At 59.8% G+C, this 14795-nt stretch carries 14 protein-coding genes; 3 read left to right on the top strand and 11 right to left on the bottom strand.

Annotated elements, in window-relative coordinates:
- Positions 1-39 precede the first annotated feature (39 nt).
- Positions 40-1191, bottom strand: a complete 1152-nt coding sequence (locus tag CAF77_RS08375; RefSeq protein WP_064380763.1) for a M14-type cytosolic carboxypeptidase — start codon at positions 1189-1191, stop codon at positions 40-42.
- Between the two features lie 97 nt (positions 1192-1288).
- Here CAF77_RS08375 and CAF77_RS29330 point away from each other — a divergent pair, with 97 nt between their 5' ends.
- Positions 1289-1528, top strand: coding sequence for a hypothetical protein (locus tag CAF77_RS29330; protein ID WP_223290654.1), 240 nt, complete (start codon positions 1289-1291; stop codon positions 1526-1528).
- Positions 1529-1671: 143 nt separating this feature from the next.
- On the opposite strand, the gene CAF77_RS08370 is transcribed toward CAF77_RS29330, so the two are convergent.
- A complete protein-coding gene (locus CAF77_RS08370) occupies positions 1672-2010 on the bottom strand; it encodes a DUF6124 family protein (RefSeq protein WP_011335006.1) in 339 nt (112 codons plus the stop codon).
- A 129-nt stretch (positions 2011-2139) separates the two neighbouring features.
- Between CAF77_RS08370 and CAF77_RS08365 the strand changes: the two genes are divergently transcribed.
- Positions 2140-2796, top strand: a complete 657-nt coding sequence (locus CAF77_RS08365) for a LexA family transcriptional regulator (RefSeq protein ID WP_064384077.1) — start codon at positions 2140-2142, stop codon at positions 2794-2796.
- Positions 2797-2835: 39 nt separating this feature from the next.
- Here the strand turns inward: CAF77_RS08365 and CAF77_RS08360 are convergent, their stop codons facing one another.
- From CAF77_RS08360 to CAF77_RS08345, 4 genes are read right to left on the bottom strand one after another with little or no spacing between them, the layout of a single operon-like run.
- Positions 2836-4785: an acetyl/propionyl/methylcrotonyl-CoA carboxylase subunit alpha gene (locus CAF77_RS08360; protein ID WP_064380762.1), complete on the bottom strand. Its 1950-nt coding sequence runs from the start codon at positions 4783-4785 to the stop codon at positions 2836-2838.
- Positions 4785-5600 (bottom strand): gamma-carboxygeranoyl-CoA hydratase, encoded by an 816-nt coding sequence (locus tag CAF77_RS08355; protein ID WP_064380760.1) that lies wholly within the window; start codon positions 5598-5600, stop codon positions 4785-4787. The genes CAF77_RS08360 and CAF77_RS08355 overlap by 1 nt, the downstream gene beginning before the upstream one ends.
- Positions 5601-5613: 13 nt before the next feature.
- Positions 5614-7221, bottom strand: a complete 1608-nt coding sequence (locus CAF77_RS08350) for a carboxyl transferase domain-containing protein (protein WP_064380759.1) — start codon at positions 7219-7221, stop codon at positions 5614-5616.
- Between the two features lie 12 nt (positions 7222-7233).
- Positions 7234-8397 (bottom strand): isovaleryl-CoA dehydrogenase, encoded by a 1164-nt coding sequence (locus CAF77_RS08345; protein WP_039767508.1) that lies wholly within the window; start codon positions 8395-8397, stop codon positions 7234-7236.
- A gap of 200 nt (positions 8398-8597) precedes the next feature.
- On the opposite strand from CAF77_RS08345, the gene CAF77_RS08340 reads away from it, so the two are divergent.
- Positions 8598-10295, top strand: a complete 1698-nt coding sequence (locus tag CAF77_RS08340; RefSeq protein WP_085654291.1) for an AMP-binding protein — start codon at positions 8598-8600, stop codon at positions 10293-10295.
- A gap of 51 nt (positions 10296-10346) precedes the next feature.
- On the opposite strand, the gene CAF77_RS08335 is transcribed toward CAF77_RS08340, so the two are convergent.
- The 5 genes from CAF77_RS08335 to CAF77_RS08310 form a co-directional block, all read right to left on the bottom strand.
- Positions 10347-10706: a DUF6124 family protein gene (locus CAF77_RS08335; RefSeq protein ID WP_064380755.1), complete on the bottom strand. Its 360-nt coding sequence runs from the start codon at positions 10704-10706 to the stop codon at positions 10347-10349.
- Between the two features lie 87 nt (positions 10707-10793).
- Positions 10794-11159: a DUF6124 family protein gene (locus CAF77_RS08330; protein ID WP_064380754.1), complete on the bottom strand. Its 366-nt coding sequence runs from the start codon at positions 11157-11159 to the stop codon at positions 10794-10796.
- A 1069-nt stretch (positions 11160-12228) separates the two neighbouring features.
- On the bottom strand, positions 12229-13128 hold the full coding sequence (locus tag CAF77_RS08320; protein ID WP_064380750.1) for a hydroxymethylglutaryl-CoA lyase: 900 nt from the start codon (positions 13126-13128) through the stop codon (positions 12229-12231).
- A 144-nt stretch (positions 13129-13272) separates the two neighbouring features.
- Positions 13273-13674, bottom strand: a complete 402-nt coding sequence (locus CAF77_RS08315; RefSeq protein WP_039767497.1) for a MerR family DNA-binding transcriptional regulator — start codon at positions 13672-13674, stop codon at positions 13273-13275.
- A gap of 55 nt (positions 13675-13729) precedes the next feature.
- Positions 13730-14674 (bottom strand): LysR family transcriptional regulator, encoded by a 945-nt coding sequence (locus CAF77_RS08310; RefSeq protein WP_064380747.1) that lies wholly within the window; start codon positions 14672-14674, stop codon positions 13730-13732.
- Positions 14675-14795 lie beyond the last annotated feature (121 nt).

Here is a 14795-nt window from a genome sequence, read left to right as displayed (position 1 = left end):
ACAGGCTGCGATCTTTCGTGAAGCGAAACTCAGGGGGGATCAGCGCAGGGTGTCGACCATGTCCGCGATGGTGGTCAGCACGTCCTTGCCCAGTTGTTTGGAGCGCTTGCCCGACCAGCCGGTGAGCGGGTTCGGCGCGTCATCGTGATCCTTGAATGGCATCTCCAGGGTCAGCGACAGGCAGTCGAACTTCTGGCCAACGCTGTTGCAGGCCAGGGTCATGTTGGCCTGACCCGGTTCGTCGCGGGTGTACCCGTACTTGGTCTGGAAGTCTTTGGTGGTGTGTTTCAGGTGGCTGCGGAAGTGTTCTTCGAGCTTCTCGATTCGCGGGGTGTAACCCGGATTGCCTTCGCAGCCGGCGGTGAACACGTGGGGAATTTCTTCGTCGCCGTGTACGTCGAGGAACAGATCGACGCCGTACTTTTCCATCTGCTGCTGTACGAAAAGCACTTCCGGGCTGACTTCCTGACTGGCGTTCTGCCAGGCGCGGTTCAGATCCTGACCCATGGCGTTGGTGCGCAGGTGACCGTGGAAGGCACCGTCCGGGTTCATGTTCGGCACCAGGTACAAATCGGCGCTGGCTAGCAGTTTGTTCAGCACTGGATCGTCATGATGTTCCAGGCGTTCGATCACGCCTTCCATGAACCACTCGGCCATGTGCTCGCCGGGATGCTGCTGGGCGATGATCCAGATCTTGCGGCGACCTTCGGCGCCAGTGCCTTTGCGTAGCAGCTGGATGTCGCGGCCTTCGACGCTTTTGCCGGTGGCCAGCAGTTCGGTGCCGGCCTTGGTCAGCGCTTGCTCGATCAGCCAGTCGTGACGGCCGCGGCTGTAAGGTTCGAAGTAGGCGAACCAGGCGTGCGTCTGCTCGGCTTCGAGGCAGAAGCGCAGGCTGTCGCCTTCGAATTGGGTTGGAATACGGAACCAGTTGACGTGATCGTAGGAAGCGACCGCCTGATAGCCGGTCCAGGCCTTGTTGTACGAGGACTGACTGGCGTTGACCAGACGAAACCAGTGTTCCTGATGAACGTGCAGGCCGCTGGCCTTGAAGTGGAACCACTGGAAATGGCCGCTGCGGGTATCTGGCCGAATTGCCAGAACCGGGTTGAGCGGGTTGCTGATGTCGATGACTTGGATGTTGCCGCTGTCGAAGTTGGCGCTGATGTCGAACGAAGATTTGGCCACGGTCATAATCGGTTCCTGAATATGATTTTTATGGCGGCTACTTTACACGCAAGACAGGGGTGAAACCGAGGGAAATTGCGGGTTGCGGCGGGGGGCGTCTTCCATGACGCGCTGGCAGCTTAGTGGCTGTGCGATTGATTCTCAAGTGCTGATTGGCATTACTTTGTCCCAATGTGGTCGGGGTCGGCTTGCCAAGCGATGTTCTTTTGATATCATCCGCGCCGACGAATTTGCAGCACCCAAAGACTTCATTAGCCTGAAGCCACAAGCCAGAAAACTGGCAAAAAAAAGACCCGGCAAAAAAGCCGGGTCAAAAACCGTGATTAGCCTGATGAGGAGATAGTCCAGAAGACCGACCTAAGGTCTCTGGTCCATCGACTGATCTCGCGATCAGTTGCTTGCAATAATAATCATTATCATTTGCAAGTCAAATGTTTTTATCTGCGCGATTGGAAAGTTCTTTCCTGTCCGTCCGAACTCCCGTCTTCAGCGCACTGCGCCATCAAGCGAGTGATCAACCATCGCCCGCGCCATGTCCACCATGTGCACGACCGAAAACGCCAGATCCCGATTGACGCCCTGCAAGCTGTCCGCAGCCTTGAACGCCGTCGCTGCTGCACAACGGAGCAGGTCGGAGGCGTGGACCAGGGATTCTTCGCCACTCAGGTTGCTGTTCACGCCGAAAAAGCGCTCATCCACTTCCGGTTCTGACACAGCTGGTTTCAAGTAATAGTCCAACGCCCGTTGCGCAGCGGCGCACCCTTGCGGAGACGTAAAGGTGGTGTCCATTTGCAGGTCGGGCAAGTCTTTGCTGGGGATATTCATGGTGAAAGGTCACTCCTTGGTCGATTCAAATCCGTGACCCAAGAATAGTACCAATAGTATTTGTGACCAGAATTTAAATACTACAATATGTGTTTTGTCGGCCGAAGGCGTCCACGTATGGTGCCGCACATGGATAAATGGATTGAGTTGGTCAAGGCCAAAATGAGTGAACTCAACGTCACTCAAGTCGAGCTCGGCGAGCGTGTCGGCATGTCTCAGGGTGGCATCGGCCATTGGCTGAACAAGCGTCGCGAGCCCGGCATCACGCAGATGAACCGCGTGCTGAAAGCGTTGGGTATGGAGTATCTCGAAGTCGCGGTGGTGATTCGTGAACCGCAGATCGATGCGGACGACGAAATGCCTCTGGCACAGAAGTACAACCCTTACTTTCGCTACCCGGTCAGCGAGTGGAATGCGCCGATCGAGGCCCGTGAAAGCCAGCCAGCGTATTCGAGTGCCAAGGACAAGCGACGTTTCGAGCTGACGGATTATCACGCCCGTGGCCCGGCGTTCTGGCTCACGGTGACGGGTAATGCGATGACCGCGCCGACCGGGCAGAGCATCGGCGAGGGGATGATGATTCTGGTGGATCCGGCGCTGGAAGCCGAGCCCGGAAAACTGGTGATCGCCCAGTGGCCGGACAGCGACGAGGCCATTTTCCGCAAACTGATCGAAGAGGGCGGCCAGCGTTACCTGGCGCCGCTCAATCCGACCTGGCCGAAAGCCTTGTTGACCGACGAGTGCCGAATTATCGGTGTCGTGGTTCAGGCAACCGCCAAATACTAGTCAGATCGATCCTCGCCAAGCGTAGGATCGATCCACCTTTCAAGCTTCTTCCAGTTCGACCAGTGCACTGCCTTCGCTGACCATTTCGCCTTCCTGGCAATACAGCGCCTTGATCACGCCGGCATGGGGCGCGCGGATGCTGTGCTCCATCTTCATCGCTTCCAGCACCACCAATTGCGCCCCGGCTTCAACCGATTGCCCGGCCTCCACCAACACTCGAACGATGCTGCCGTTCATTGGCGCTGTCAGACCACCCTGATGGCTATGACTGGCTTCGACAGCGCTGATCGGGTCGTACGTTTCAACGCGTCGCAGCTCGCCGTCCCATTGCAGAAACAGAACCTCTCCACGACGAATCGCACGCAGTTGTCGGCGCAGCCCATCGTGCTCGACCACCAGTTGTTCGCCGATCAGTTTTGCATTGCCGCCAGCGCCGAGCGTCAACGCCCGATCCTGCCCCTCGCAACTCAAGTGGAGTGCGATTTCACGTGGCAACCCCGCGCGCAAACCACTGTGTAGCGCCCAAGGCGAAGCGGGATCATCCGACCGAGCCGTCTCCGGCAGGCTCTGCGCAAAAGCCTGCGCCGCCGCATTCCAAAATTCATCGCTCAGCGCAGCAGGCGCTGGCAGCAACTGATCCTGATAACGCGGAATGAACCCGGTATCCAGTTCCGCCGCCGCAAACGCCGGATGCCCGATGATCCGCCGCAGGAAGTTGATGTTGGTCTTCAACCCGCCAATCGCAAACTCGTCGAGCATGCTCAGCAGCCGTAAACGCGCCTGCTCACGATCTTCGCCCCAGGCAATCAGCTTGCCGAGCATCGGGTCATAGAACGGTGAAATCTCGTCGCCTTCCTCAACACCGCTGTCCACACGGCGCCCCGGTCCTGCGGCGGATTCTCGATACAGATCCAGACGCCCGGTCGCCGGCAGAAAATCATTCGACGGATCTTCCGCATACAACCGCACTTCAATTGCATGCCCGTTCAGCGGCACTTGATCCTGAGTGATCGGCAACGCTTCGCCACGGGCGACGCGAATCTGCCAGGCCACCAGATCGAGCCCGGTGATGGCTTCGGTGACCGGGTGTTCGACCTGTAGCCGCGTGTTCATTTCCATGAAGAAGAACTCGCCGCGAGCATCCAGCAGAAACTCCACCGTGCCGGCGCCGACGTAACCGATAGCCTGCGCCGAACGCACAGCCGCTTCACCCATCGCCCGACGCAGTTCCGGACTGAGGCCCGGTGCCGGCGCCTCTTCGACGACCTTCTGGTGCCGACGCTGAATCGAGCAGTCGCGCTCATTCAGGTACAGGCAATTGCCATGCTGATCGGCGAACACCTGGATTTCCACGTGACGCGGCTTGAGCAGGTATTTTTCCACCAGCATCCGCGAATCGCCGAACGAGGACTGCGCTTCACGCTGAGCCGAGGCCAGCGCTTCAGCCAATTGGCTGACGTCCTCGACAACTTTCATACCTTTACCGCCACCGCCGGCTGTGGCTTTGAGCAGCACCGGATAACCGATGCGTTCGCAAGCATCGCGGAAGGTATCAAGATCCTGAGCCTCGCCGTGATAACCCGGCACCAGCGGCACGCCGGCAGTTTCCATCAATGCCTTGGCGGCGGATTTGCTGCCCATCGCATCGATGGCCGAGGCGGGCGGGCCGAGGAAAATCAGGCCGGCGGCTTCGATGGCGCGGGCAAACCCGGCGTTCTCCGACAGAAAGCCATACCCCGGATGAATCGCCTGAGCGCCGCTGGCCTTGGCCGCCGCGATCAGTTTGTCGATTTGCAGATAGCTGTCGGCCGCTTTGCTGCCGCCCAGATCGACGCGGATATCCGCTTCACGACTGTGCCGCGCTTCGCGGTCGGTGGCGCTGTGTACGGCGACGGTGGTCATGCCCAGCGCCTTGGCGGTACGCATGACCCGGCAAGCGATTTCGCCACGGTTGGCCACCAGCAGGGTGGTGAGAACAGGTGCGCTCATCAACGCGGCTCCTTGGTGGTGGTTGCGGCTTGCCAGCTCGGCGCACGTTTCTGCAAAAAGGCCCGCAAGCCTTCCTGGCCTTCCGGGCTGACGCGGATGCGGGCGATGGCGTTTTCGGTGTAGCGACGCAGGGCCGGCGTCAGCGCGCCGTTGCCGACTTCACGCAGCAGATCCTTGCTGGCGCGCATGGCGGCGGGGCTGTTGAGCAGCAGGTTGTCGATCCATTGCTCGACTTTCTGTTCAAGCTCGGTCGCTGGATAGCTTTCCGACAACAAACCGATTTCCCGCGCCCGCTGCCCGCCGAAACGTTCGGCCGTCAGCGCATAACGCCGCGCCGCCCGTTCGCCGATGGCTTGCACCACGAACGGGCTGATCACCGCTGGCGCCAGGCCAATGCGCACTTCCGACAGACAGAACTGCGCGTCATCGGCGCCAATCGCCATGTCGCAGCAACTGATCAGGCCCAGCGCGCCACCGAACGCCGCGCCTTGCACCACGGCCACGGTCGGGATTTTCAGTTTGGCGAGGTTGTACATCAGCTCCGCCAGTTCCCGGGCGTCGTCGAGGTTGGTGTGGTAATCGAGTTCGGCCGATTGCTGCATCCACGCCAGATCGGCGCCGGCGCTGAAGTGTTTGCCGCGTCCGCGCACCAGCAGGAAACGCAGGCTGACGTCGCTGGCGACCTTGTCCAAAGCCAGGATCAGTTCGCGGATCATCTCGGCGTTGAACGCGTTGTTCTTTTCTTCGCGGCTCAGCCACAGGGTCGCGAAACCCCGTGGGTCGCTGTGCAATTCGAGGGTGTTGAAGTCGCTCATGAGGTTCTCCCGATCACATCCGGAACACGCCGAAGCGGCTCGGTTCGATAGGCGCGTTCAACGACGCGGACAAGGCCAGGGCCAGTACATCGCGGGTCTGCGCCGGGTCGATGACGCCGTCGTCCCACAGCCGTGCGCTGGAGTAGTAGGGGTGACCCTGTTCTTCGTACTGGTCGAGAATCGGTTGCTTGATCTCGCTTTCCTGCTCGGCGCTGAACGCCTGACCGCTGCGTTCGGCCTGCTCGCGCTTGACCTGAACCAGCACGCCGGCCGCCTGTTCGGCGCCCATCACGCCGATCCGCGCGTTCGGCCACATCCACAGGAAACGCGGATCGTACGCCCGCCCGCACATGCCGTAGTTACCGGCACCGAAGCTGCCGCCGATGATCACGGTGAATTTCGGCACCTTGGCGCACGCCACGGCGGTCACCAGTTTGGCGCCGTGTTTGGCGATGCCGCCGGCCTCATATTTCTGGCCGACCATGAAGCCTGTGATGTTCTGCAGAAACAGCAGCGGAATCCCGCGTTGGCAGGCCAGTTCGATGAAGTGCGCGCCTTTCTGCGCGGCTTCGGCGAACAGGATGCCGTTGTTGGCGAGGATCGCGATCGGGTAGCCATGCAGATGAGCGAAACCGCACACCAGCGTGGTGCCGAACAAAGCTTTGAATTCATCGAACACCGAACCGTCGACCAGTCGCGCAATCACTTCGCGCACATCGAACGGCTGCTTGGCGTCCGCCGACACCACGCCGTACAACTCATCGCTGGCGTACAGCGGCGCAATCGGCGCGCGCTGCTGCACTTCGCCGAGCTTGCGCCAGTTGAGGTTTGCGACGCTGCGGCGGGCGAGGGCGAGGGCGTGCTCATCGCTTTCGGCGTAATGGTCAGCGACCCCGGAAGTCTTGCAGTGCACATCGGCCCCGCCGAGGTCTTCGGCGCTGACCACTTCACCGGTCGCGGCTTTCACCAGCGGCGGGCCGGCGAGGAAAATCGTCGCCTGATTGCGCACCATGATCGCTTCGTCGGCCATCGCCGGCACGTAGGCGCCGCCAGCGGTGCAGGAACCCATGACCACGGCAATCTGCGGAATGCCCATGGCGCTCATGTTGGCCTGATTGAAGAAGATCCGCCCGAAGTGCTCGCGGTCCGGGAACACTTCGTCCTGGCGCGGCAGGTTGGCGCCGCCCGAGTCGACCAGATAAATGCATGGCAGACGGTTTTGCTGGGCGATGGTCTGGGCACGCAGGTGTTTCTTCACGGTCAGCGGGTAGTACGAGCCACCTTTCACCGTCGCGTCGTTGGCGACGATCATGCATTCGACGCCTTCCACGCGGCCGATCCCGGCAATCACGCCAGCGGCCGGCACGTCTTCGCCATACACGGCGTGGGCGGCCAACTGGCTGATTTCCAGAAACGGCGAGCCCGGATCGAGCAAGCGGTTGATCCGCTCACGGGGCAGCAGTTTGCCGCGTGAGGTGTGACGTTCCTGAGCTTTCGCGCCGCCGCCCTGGGTCACTTGGGCGAGCAGGGTGTGCAGGGCGTCGACCTGTTTGAGCATCGCCGCGCTGTTGGCGGCGAACTCCGCTGAACGAGGGTTGAGCTGGGTATGCAGGATAGCCATGGACAGCTCCGTTTAGCGGGTTTCGTTGAACAGTTCGCGGCCGATCAGCATGCGACGGATCTCACTGGTGCCAGCGCCGATTTCGTACAACTTGGCGTCACGCAGCAGACGGCCGGCAGGGAATTCGTTGATGTAGCCGTTGCCGCCGAGAATCTGGATCGCATCCAGGGCCATTTGCGTAGCGCGTTCGGCGGTGTAGAGGATTACGCCGGCGGCGTCCTTGCGCGTGGTCTCGTTGCGTTCGCAGGCCTGGGCCACAGCGTAGAGGTAGGCGCGGCTGGCATTGAGCTGGGTGTACATGTCGGCGACCTTGCCCTGGATCAGCTGGAACTCGCCGATGCTCTGGCCGAACTGCTTGCGGTCGTGGATGTACGGCACGATCAAGTCCATGCACGACTGCATGATCCCGGTCGGGCCACCGGACAGCACGACGCGTTCGTAATCGAGGCCGCTCATCAGCACTTTCACGCCGCCGTTGAGCACGCCGAGGATGTTTTCTTCCGGCACTTCGACGTCATCGAAGAACAGCTCGCAAGTGTTGGAGCCGCGCATGCCGAGCTTGTCGAACTTGTTGCTGCGGCTGAAGCCTTTCCAGTCGCGCTCGACGATGAATGCGGTGATGCCGTGCGGGCCCTTTTCCAGGTCGGTCTTGGCGTAGATCACGTAGGTGTTGGCGTCGGGGCCGTTAGTGATCCAGGTCTTGCTGCCGTTGAGCACGAAACGGTCGCCGCGTTTATCGGCGCGCAGTTTCATCGAGACCACGTCGGAACCGGCGTTCGGCTCGCTCATGGCGAGGGCACCGACGTGTTCGCCGCTGATCAGTTTTGGCAGGTATTTGGCTTTCTGTTCGTGGTTGCCATTGCGGTTGATCTGGTTCACGCAGAGGTTGGAGTGGGCGCCGTAGGACAACGCCACCGAGGCCGAGCCACGGCTGATTTCTTCCATCGCCACCACGTGCGCCAGGTAACCCAGACCAGCGCCGCCGTACTCTTCCGGTACGGTGATGCCGAGCAGGCCCATGTCACCGAACTTGCGCCACAGATCAGCGGGGAACAGGTTGTCGCTGTCGATCTGCGCGGCACGCGGGGCGATCTCCTTGGCAACGAAGGACTGAACCTGATCGCGCAGCATGTCAATGGTTTCGCCGAGGGCAAAGTTCAGGGATGGGTAGCTCATGGGTCACCTTTTGGCTTTTTTGTAGGGTGGGGAGAAGGGCGTTCAGTTCTCACCTTTACGTTAACGTAAGCCTGTGACGAATGGCTGTCAATCACCCTTTACGTTAACGTCAACTTGAGCGAGAGTAGAGCCAGTTCTGAATGGTCGGAGCCGCCGTAGCTCCGTTCCAACACCCGCTAATAAAGACAATAGGGGTCGTCATGGATCAACCCAGTGCAAACCCGCAGCGCAGCTACACCCGTGGTTCCCAGGACAAAGCCTTGCTGGCGATGACCATCGGGCAGAAGTTCGACGAGACCGTCGCGCAGTACCCGGACGGCGAGGCGCTGGTGGTGCGTCATCAGCAGCTGCGGTATACCTGGCGGCAACTGGCCGACGCGGTGAACGTGCATGCCAGAGCGCTGCTGGCGTTGGGTTTGCAGGCCGGTGACCGGCTCGGCATCTGGGCACCGAATTGCGCGCAGTGGTGCATCACTCAGTTTGCCACCGCGAAGCTCGGCGTGATCCTGGTCAACATCAACCCGGCCTACCGCAGCTCTGAACTCGAATACGTGCTCAAACAATCCGGTTGCCAATGGCTGGTCTGCGCCGGCGCCTTCAAATCTTCGAACTATCACGGCATGCTGCAAGGCTTGCTGCCGGAACTGGCCGAGCAATCCATCGGCGAACTGCGCAGCGAACGTCTGCCGGAGCTGCGCGGGTTGATCAGTCTTGATCCCCAGCCGCCTTCGGGTTTTCTCCCGTGGTCGCAACTGGCAGATCTGGCCGCCAGTGTCTCTCCAGAACAATTGCGTGAACGCAGCGACAGCCTGCACTTCGATCAACCGGTCAACATCCAGTACACCTCCGGCACCACCGGTTTCCCCAAGGGCGCGACCCTCAGTCACTACAACATCCTCAACAACGGTTACATGGTCGGCGAAAGCCTCGGCCTGACCGCCGCTGATCGCCTGGTGATCCCGGTGCCGTTGTATCACTGCTTCGGCATGGTCATGGGCAACCTCGGCTGTATTACCCACGGCAGCACGATGATTTATCCCAACGATGCCTTCGATCCGCTGCTGACCCTGAGCACCGTCGCCGAAGAAAAGGCCACCGCGCTGTACGGCGTGCCGACCATGTTCATCGCTATGCTCGATCAGCCACAACGCGCCGAATTCGACCTGTCGACCCTGCGCACCGGGATCATGGCCGGCGCCACCTGCCCAATCGAAGTGATGCGTCGCGTCATCAACGAAATGCACATGAGCGAAGTGCAGATCGCCTACGGCATGACCGAAACCAGCCCCGTGTCCCTGCAGACCGGGCCATCCGACGAACTGGAACTGCGCGTCACCACCGTCGGCCGCACCCAGCCACAACTCGAAAGCAAAATCATCGACGAGGCTGGCAATCCAGTGCCGCGCGGCACCATCGGCGAGCTGTGCACCCGTGGCTACAGCGTGATGCTCGGCTACTGGAACAACCCGAATGCCACCGCCGAAGCCATCGACGCGGCAGGCTGGATGCACACCGGCGACCTGGCGAGCATGAACGACGAGGGTTACGTGTGCATCGCCGGGCGTAACAAGGACATGATCATCCGTGGCGGCGAAAACATTTACCCGCGTGAACTGGAAGAGTTCTTCTTCACCCATCCAGCGGTGGCGGACGTGCAGGTGATCGGCATTCCTTGCTCGCGCTACGGCGAGGAAATCGTCGCCTGGATCAAATTCCATCCCGGCCACAGCGCGACCGAACAAGAGCTGCAAGCGTGGTGCAAGGAGCGCATCGCTCACTTCAAGACGCCGCGGTACTTCAAGTTCGTCGAGGAATTTCCGATGACTGTGACGGGCAAGATCCAGAAATTCCGGATGCGTGAGATCAGTATCGAGGAGTTACGTAGCAACGAGGGCTGACGATTAGAGCTTTCGAAGCCAGGCCGCGGATCCTGGCTTCGAAAGCGGCGCTTATTGCTTTACTTCTACATTTTCCAACGCCTGATTAACCGCCAACTCGCCCAACATCACCACTTGCGCAATGCCCAAAAGGGTCTTGCGGTTCGGCCCTTCCAGCAGGCCGGCAAAGTCACCGAGCATGACCGTGGCTGAAGCCAGGGATTCGCAGGCGTTGGCCAGCAATGACTCCGTGTCGGTTTGCGGGTTGACCCTGAACATGTCGTTTGGGGTGTAGGGCGTGGCCATGATCTTGGCTGCGGGGGGCAAGTAATAGTCGAGGGCGCGTTCGGCCGCGTCGTGGAGTTTTCTTGAATCGGGAAATTCGTAGGGGGACACCGGATCTTCTAACGGTGGAATGACGGTCTTGGACATCAGCTGGAACTCCAGAAAGAGTCGCTTGAGGGTTTTTATAGACGGCTGCCAGGCGGTGAGGGGACAAACCCCTCACCGAGGCGGCAACTACCGCGAGACGTGATGGTTATCCAGCACACGATTGACCAGCAGCTCACTCAGCATGATGACCTGCTGCAGAATCTGCATCGCCTTGCGCTGCGACGGATCGACGGTGTCGCCGAGGTCCCGAGCCATGTCACTGGCCGACGACAGCGTTTCGCACGCTTCGACCAGCAGCGTTTCGTCATCCATTGTTGGATTGACCAGATAGATCTTTCCGGGCTTGCGCGATGGCTTGGACGTCTTCTGCGCCCCAGGATCGAGGTAATGATTGATCGCCCGCTCGGTTGCCGTTTTTATGTTTTCGGCTTCCAGTGCGGCGTCGTAGGGGATTGAATCGGTATCTGGTGGGTTTGGTGTGGCTTTGAACATACGTGTAACTCCTATCGCAGATGTCAAGGAGCCATCACCCACGCTACCAAACGATGGGTGGCGGCCATACGCGGGCTGGTAGACCGGCTGCAATAGGAACCCGGCGCTCACGAATGAGCCCCACGCATGACCACCATAAAACAGAGCCCCCAAAAGGGCCTGCATACGGTGTTGCCATACAGCTATTACAGACGGGCTACCAAACCCGATCACTGTTTTTCAGTGACAGGGAAACGATATAGCCCACCCCATAGCCGCGTAAGCCGGCGGATTCTGGCGTACGCGTAGGCAACGACGCAAGGTGTTGTAGCCCTTATGGCGTAACGGTTCGTGTAATTTAAACGCGCATGCGGCGTCGTGTTTACACACAGCGAAAGCCGTGAACCCACCGTGTTTTTGTTGGGATTACTTGTATGTGGGGCTGGATGTTGAGGCACGGCATCAATTGCCTTATTGAGATCATGCCGAGTAAGCGCTTGCAGGAAGATCGAGATGGGGGAGGAGTTCCGTTGCGGACAATTTCAGAACGCCAGACAGCACAAAGGGGAGCCGAAGCTCCCCTTTAATTTTGTCGTCGCGTGCTCTTTTTTATTATTGAGGGGCGGTCTGTTGTTGTTTTTGGCAACCGTGGCCCTTTACCGCTGTTTTTGGCGACCCCCATCCGGGGTCAAGAGCAAACGTATTTTTTTGAGCGCTGATCTGCTTTCTCGTCTAACGATCCAACCGATTCGGGAGCTACCTGAAGGTAGTTTTATTGTTCTCTGCCCGGTTGCGGGTCATTCCGAGGAATACCCTGAAAAGCACACCTTCTCCAAAAAAATCTGTTAGCTGCGTCTCTGCCGTGTTGTTTTTGTTATGTCAGAGTCGGTACGTCTTATTTTTATTGGTTTGCTGCTTTTTATTCTTGTTATGCCATAGAGATAGCAGAAGCCGTGCCAACTTTTAGAAACCCTTGTAAATCAATGGTTTGAGTTTTTTGAAGGATTTTTCCTTCGGGCAAAACCAGACAATCTGTTTCCGTGTTACTCGCTTGTGCCCACGTTTCACGCTCGGCGGTAACACCATCCCCTCACTGTGCGCTACGGGCCTTGGCCACGCGCGAACCGGTCGGGCGGCCCAGCACGGCGCTGATCTGTTGGCCGGCGGCAATCAAGGCGTCGAGGTCGATACCGGTCTCGATGCCTAGGCCGTTGAGCAGGTACACCACGTCTTCGGTGGCGACGTTACCGCTGGCGCCCTTGGCGTACGGGCAGCCGCCGAGGCCGGCGATCGAGCTGTCGAACACCGCGATGCCTTCCAGCAGGCTGGCGTAGATGTTGGCCATGGCCTGGCCGTAGGTGTCGTGGAAGTGGCCGGCGAGTTTTTCGCGTGGCACCTGATTCGAAACCACTTCGAACAGCCGGCGGGTCGCGCCCGCGGTGCCGGTACCGATGGTGTCACCCAGCGATACTTCGTAGCAGCCCATCGCGTACAGCTCGCGGGCGACCATGGCCACTTGTTCCGGGGCGACCTCGCCTTCATAAGGGCAGCCGAGCACGCAGGACACGTAACCGCGCACGGTAACGCCGTGCTGTTTCGCCGATTCCATGATCGGCGCGAACCGCGCCAGGCTTTCGCTGATCGAGCAATTGATGTTGCGCTGCGAAAAGGCTTCGGACGCAGCGGCAAACACCGCGACTTCCTTGACCCCGGCGGCCAGCGCATCCTCAAAACCGCGCAGGTTCGGCGCCAGCGCGCCATAGGTCACGCCGGGCTTGCGCTGGATCTGCGCGAATACATCAGCGGAACCGGCCATCTGCGGTACCCACTTGGGCGAGACGAAACTGCCGACTTCTATATAGCCGAGACCGGCGGCGCTCAGCGCGTCGACCAGTTGCACCTTGTCGGCGACGCTGATGGGCTGGGCTTCGTTCTGCAGGCCGTCACGCGGGCCGACTTCGATCAGGCGTACTTGGGAGGGGAGGGACATGGTGTTGACCTGCTCTTTGAATTCCTGCGGAACCCCTTGTGGGAGCGGGCTTGCTCGCGAAGGCGGAGTGTCAGTCGACAAATCTGATTCTGAAACACCGCATTCGCGGGCAAGCCCGCTCCCACAGGAGATGAATTGTGGCTGTTACTGCGCGACTTGCTGGCTCTTGAGCGTCTGCTCCAGCGCCTGCACGCAACGTTCTTCGGCGGTGTCGAGTTCCAGCTTCATCTGTTCGATGTCCAGCAGTTGCTGTTCAAGCTGTGCCCGGCGCTCGCTGATTTTCGCCAGCATGCTGTTGAGTTGTTTGGTGTTACCGCTGGAGGGGTCGTAGAGCTCGATCAGTTCGCGGCACTCGGCCAGGGAAAAACCGATGCGCTTGCCCCGCAGGATCAGCTTCAGACTGACCTTGTCGCGCGGCGAATAGATGCGTTCCTGGCCTCGGCGCTCGGGGCTGAGCAGGCCTTGTTCTTCGTAGAAGCGGATCGCCCGGGTGGTGATGTCCAGCTCGCGGGCGAGGTCGGAAATGCTGTAGGTCTGGCTGCTCATGAAAGCGCTCGAAGAAGGGTCTTGGCGCTAAGCTAATGTCAGGTTGACGTTTACGTCAAGTAGCGGGCGTCTGCAGCTTGTCGAGCTTCTTCTCGTGCGCTGTCACTTGCTGGCACAACTCGATCATCTGCTCGCGCATCCAGCGGTTGGCCGGGTCCTGATCGGTGCTTTCGTGCCAGTACAAATGGGTTTCCACCGGCGGCACATCGTTGACCGGCAGATTGAACGCATGCAGGTCATGGCGCCGGGCGAACCGCTCCGGCACGGTCATCACCATGTCGGTCTGCTGCAACACCTGGGACGCCATCAGATAGTGCTGCGAGCGCAGGGCGATCTTGCGCTGGATGCCCATTTTGCCCAGGGCCAGATCGACGTGGCCCAGGCCACTGCGGCGGCTGGAAATATGAATGTGGGTCAGCGACAGGTAATCGTCGAGGGTGAATTTTTCCTTGGTCGCCAGCGGATGACCCTTGCGCATCGCGCAGACGTAACGGTCTTCCATCAGCTTGACGTGGCGCACCTGCGGGTCGGTGTTGAGTGGCGCATCCACGGCAAAGTCGAGACGCCCGGCAGCCAGTTCCTTGGTGGTTTCCCGGCGTTTGGACAGAAAGCTTTCGATGATCACAGTCGGCGCCAGACGACGCAGACGCTGGAACAGCGGCGGCAGAATCACCGCTTCGGTCAGGTCAGTCATGCTGATGCGGTAGGTCTTGACCGCTTGCGAGGGGTTGAAAATGCGGCTTTCCTGAACCGATACCCGCAGCAGCGACAGCGCATTGCGCACCGGGCCGATGATGTTCTGCGCCATGGGCGTCGGCACCATGCCCTGGGCGGTGCGTACGAAGAGCGGGTCGTTGAAGGTTTCGCGCAACCGCGCCAAGGCGTTGGACACCGCAGGCTGGGTAATGCCGACAATCTGCCCGGCGCGGGTCAGGTTGGCTTCGGTGTAGATCGCGTCGAAGACGATGAAAAGGTTGAGGTCGACCTTGCTCAGATTCATTACGCGGCTCTCTTGTTATAGGTGAATGGCGCGGGTCAGGGCGGCCAGGAAAATCAACCAATCATATATCGGTGATGAATGTTTATACACGCCGAGAATAGGCTAGGTAAATTATCAACGC

Origin of the sequence: Pseudomonas sp. R15(2017) (assembly GCF_002112685.1) — a bacterium.
GTDB lineage: Bacteria > Pseudomonadota > Gammaproteobacteria > Pseudomonadales > Pseudomonadaceae > Aquipseudomonas > Aquipseudomonas glycinae.
This window is presented reverse-complemented; position numbering and strand designations above follow the sequence as displayed.

Excerpts from the sequence above, each read along its gene's own strand:
- CAF77_RS08350 (WP_064380759.1), bottom strand. The coding sequence starts at position 7,221 with ATGGCTATCCTGCATACCCAGCTCAACCCTCGTTCAGCGGAGTTCGCC.
- CAF77_RS29330 (WP_223290654.1), top strand. The coding sequence starts at position 1,289 with ATGACGCGCTGGCAGCTTAGTGGCTGTGCGATTGATTCTCAAGTGCTG.
- CAF77_RS08375 (WP_064380763.1), bottom strand. The coding sequence starts at position 1,191 with ATGACCGTGGCCAAATCTTCGTTCGACATCAGCGCCAACTTCGACAGC.
- CAF77_RS08340 (WP_085654291.1), top strand. The coding sequence starts at position 8,598 with ATGGATCAACCCAGTGCAAACCCGCAGCGCAGCTACACCCGTGGTTCC.
- CAF77_RS08330 (WP_064380754.1), bottom strand. The coding sequence starts at position 11,159 with ATGTTCAAAGCCACACCAAACCCACCAGATACCGATTCAATCCCCTAC.
- CAF77_RS08370 (WP_011335006.1), bottom strand. The coding sequence starts at position 2,010 with ATGAATATCCCCAGCAAAGACTTGCCCGACCTGCAAATGGACACCACC.
- CAF77_RS08345 (WP_039767508.1), bottom strand. The coding sequence starts at position 8,397 with ATGAGCTACCCATCCCTGAACTTTGCCCTCGGCGAAACCATTGACATG.
- CAF77_RS08360 (WP_064380762.1), bottom strand. The coding sequence starts at position 4,785 with ATGAGCGCACCTGTTCTCACCACCCTGCTGGTGGCCAACCGTGGCGAA.
- CAF77_RS08335 (WP_064380755.1), bottom strand. The coding sequence starts at position 10,706 with ATGTCCAAGACCGTCATTCCACCGTTAGAAGATCCGGTGTCCCCCTAC.
- CAF77_RS08320 (WP_064380750.1), bottom strand. The coding sequence starts at position 13,128 with ATGTCCCTCCCCTCCCAAGTACGCCTGATCGAAGTCGGCCCGCGTGAC.
- CAF77_RS08355 (WP_064380760.1), bottom strand. The coding sequence starts at position 5,600 with ATGAGCGACTTCAACACCCTCGAATTGCACAGCGACCCACGGGGTTTC.
- CAF77_RS08365 (WP_064384077.1), top strand. The coding sequence starts at position 2,140 with ATGGATAAATGGATTGAGTTGGTCAAGGCCAAAATGAGTGAACTCAAC.
- CAF77_RS08310 (WP_064380747.1), bottom strand. The coding sequence starts at position 14,674 with ATGAATCTGAGCAAGGTCGACCTCAACCTTTTCATCGTCTTCGACGCG.
- CAF77_RS08315 (WP_039767497.1), bottom strand. The coding sequence starts at position 13,674 with ATGAGCAGCCAGACCTACAGCATTTCCGACCTCGCCCGCGAGCTGGAC.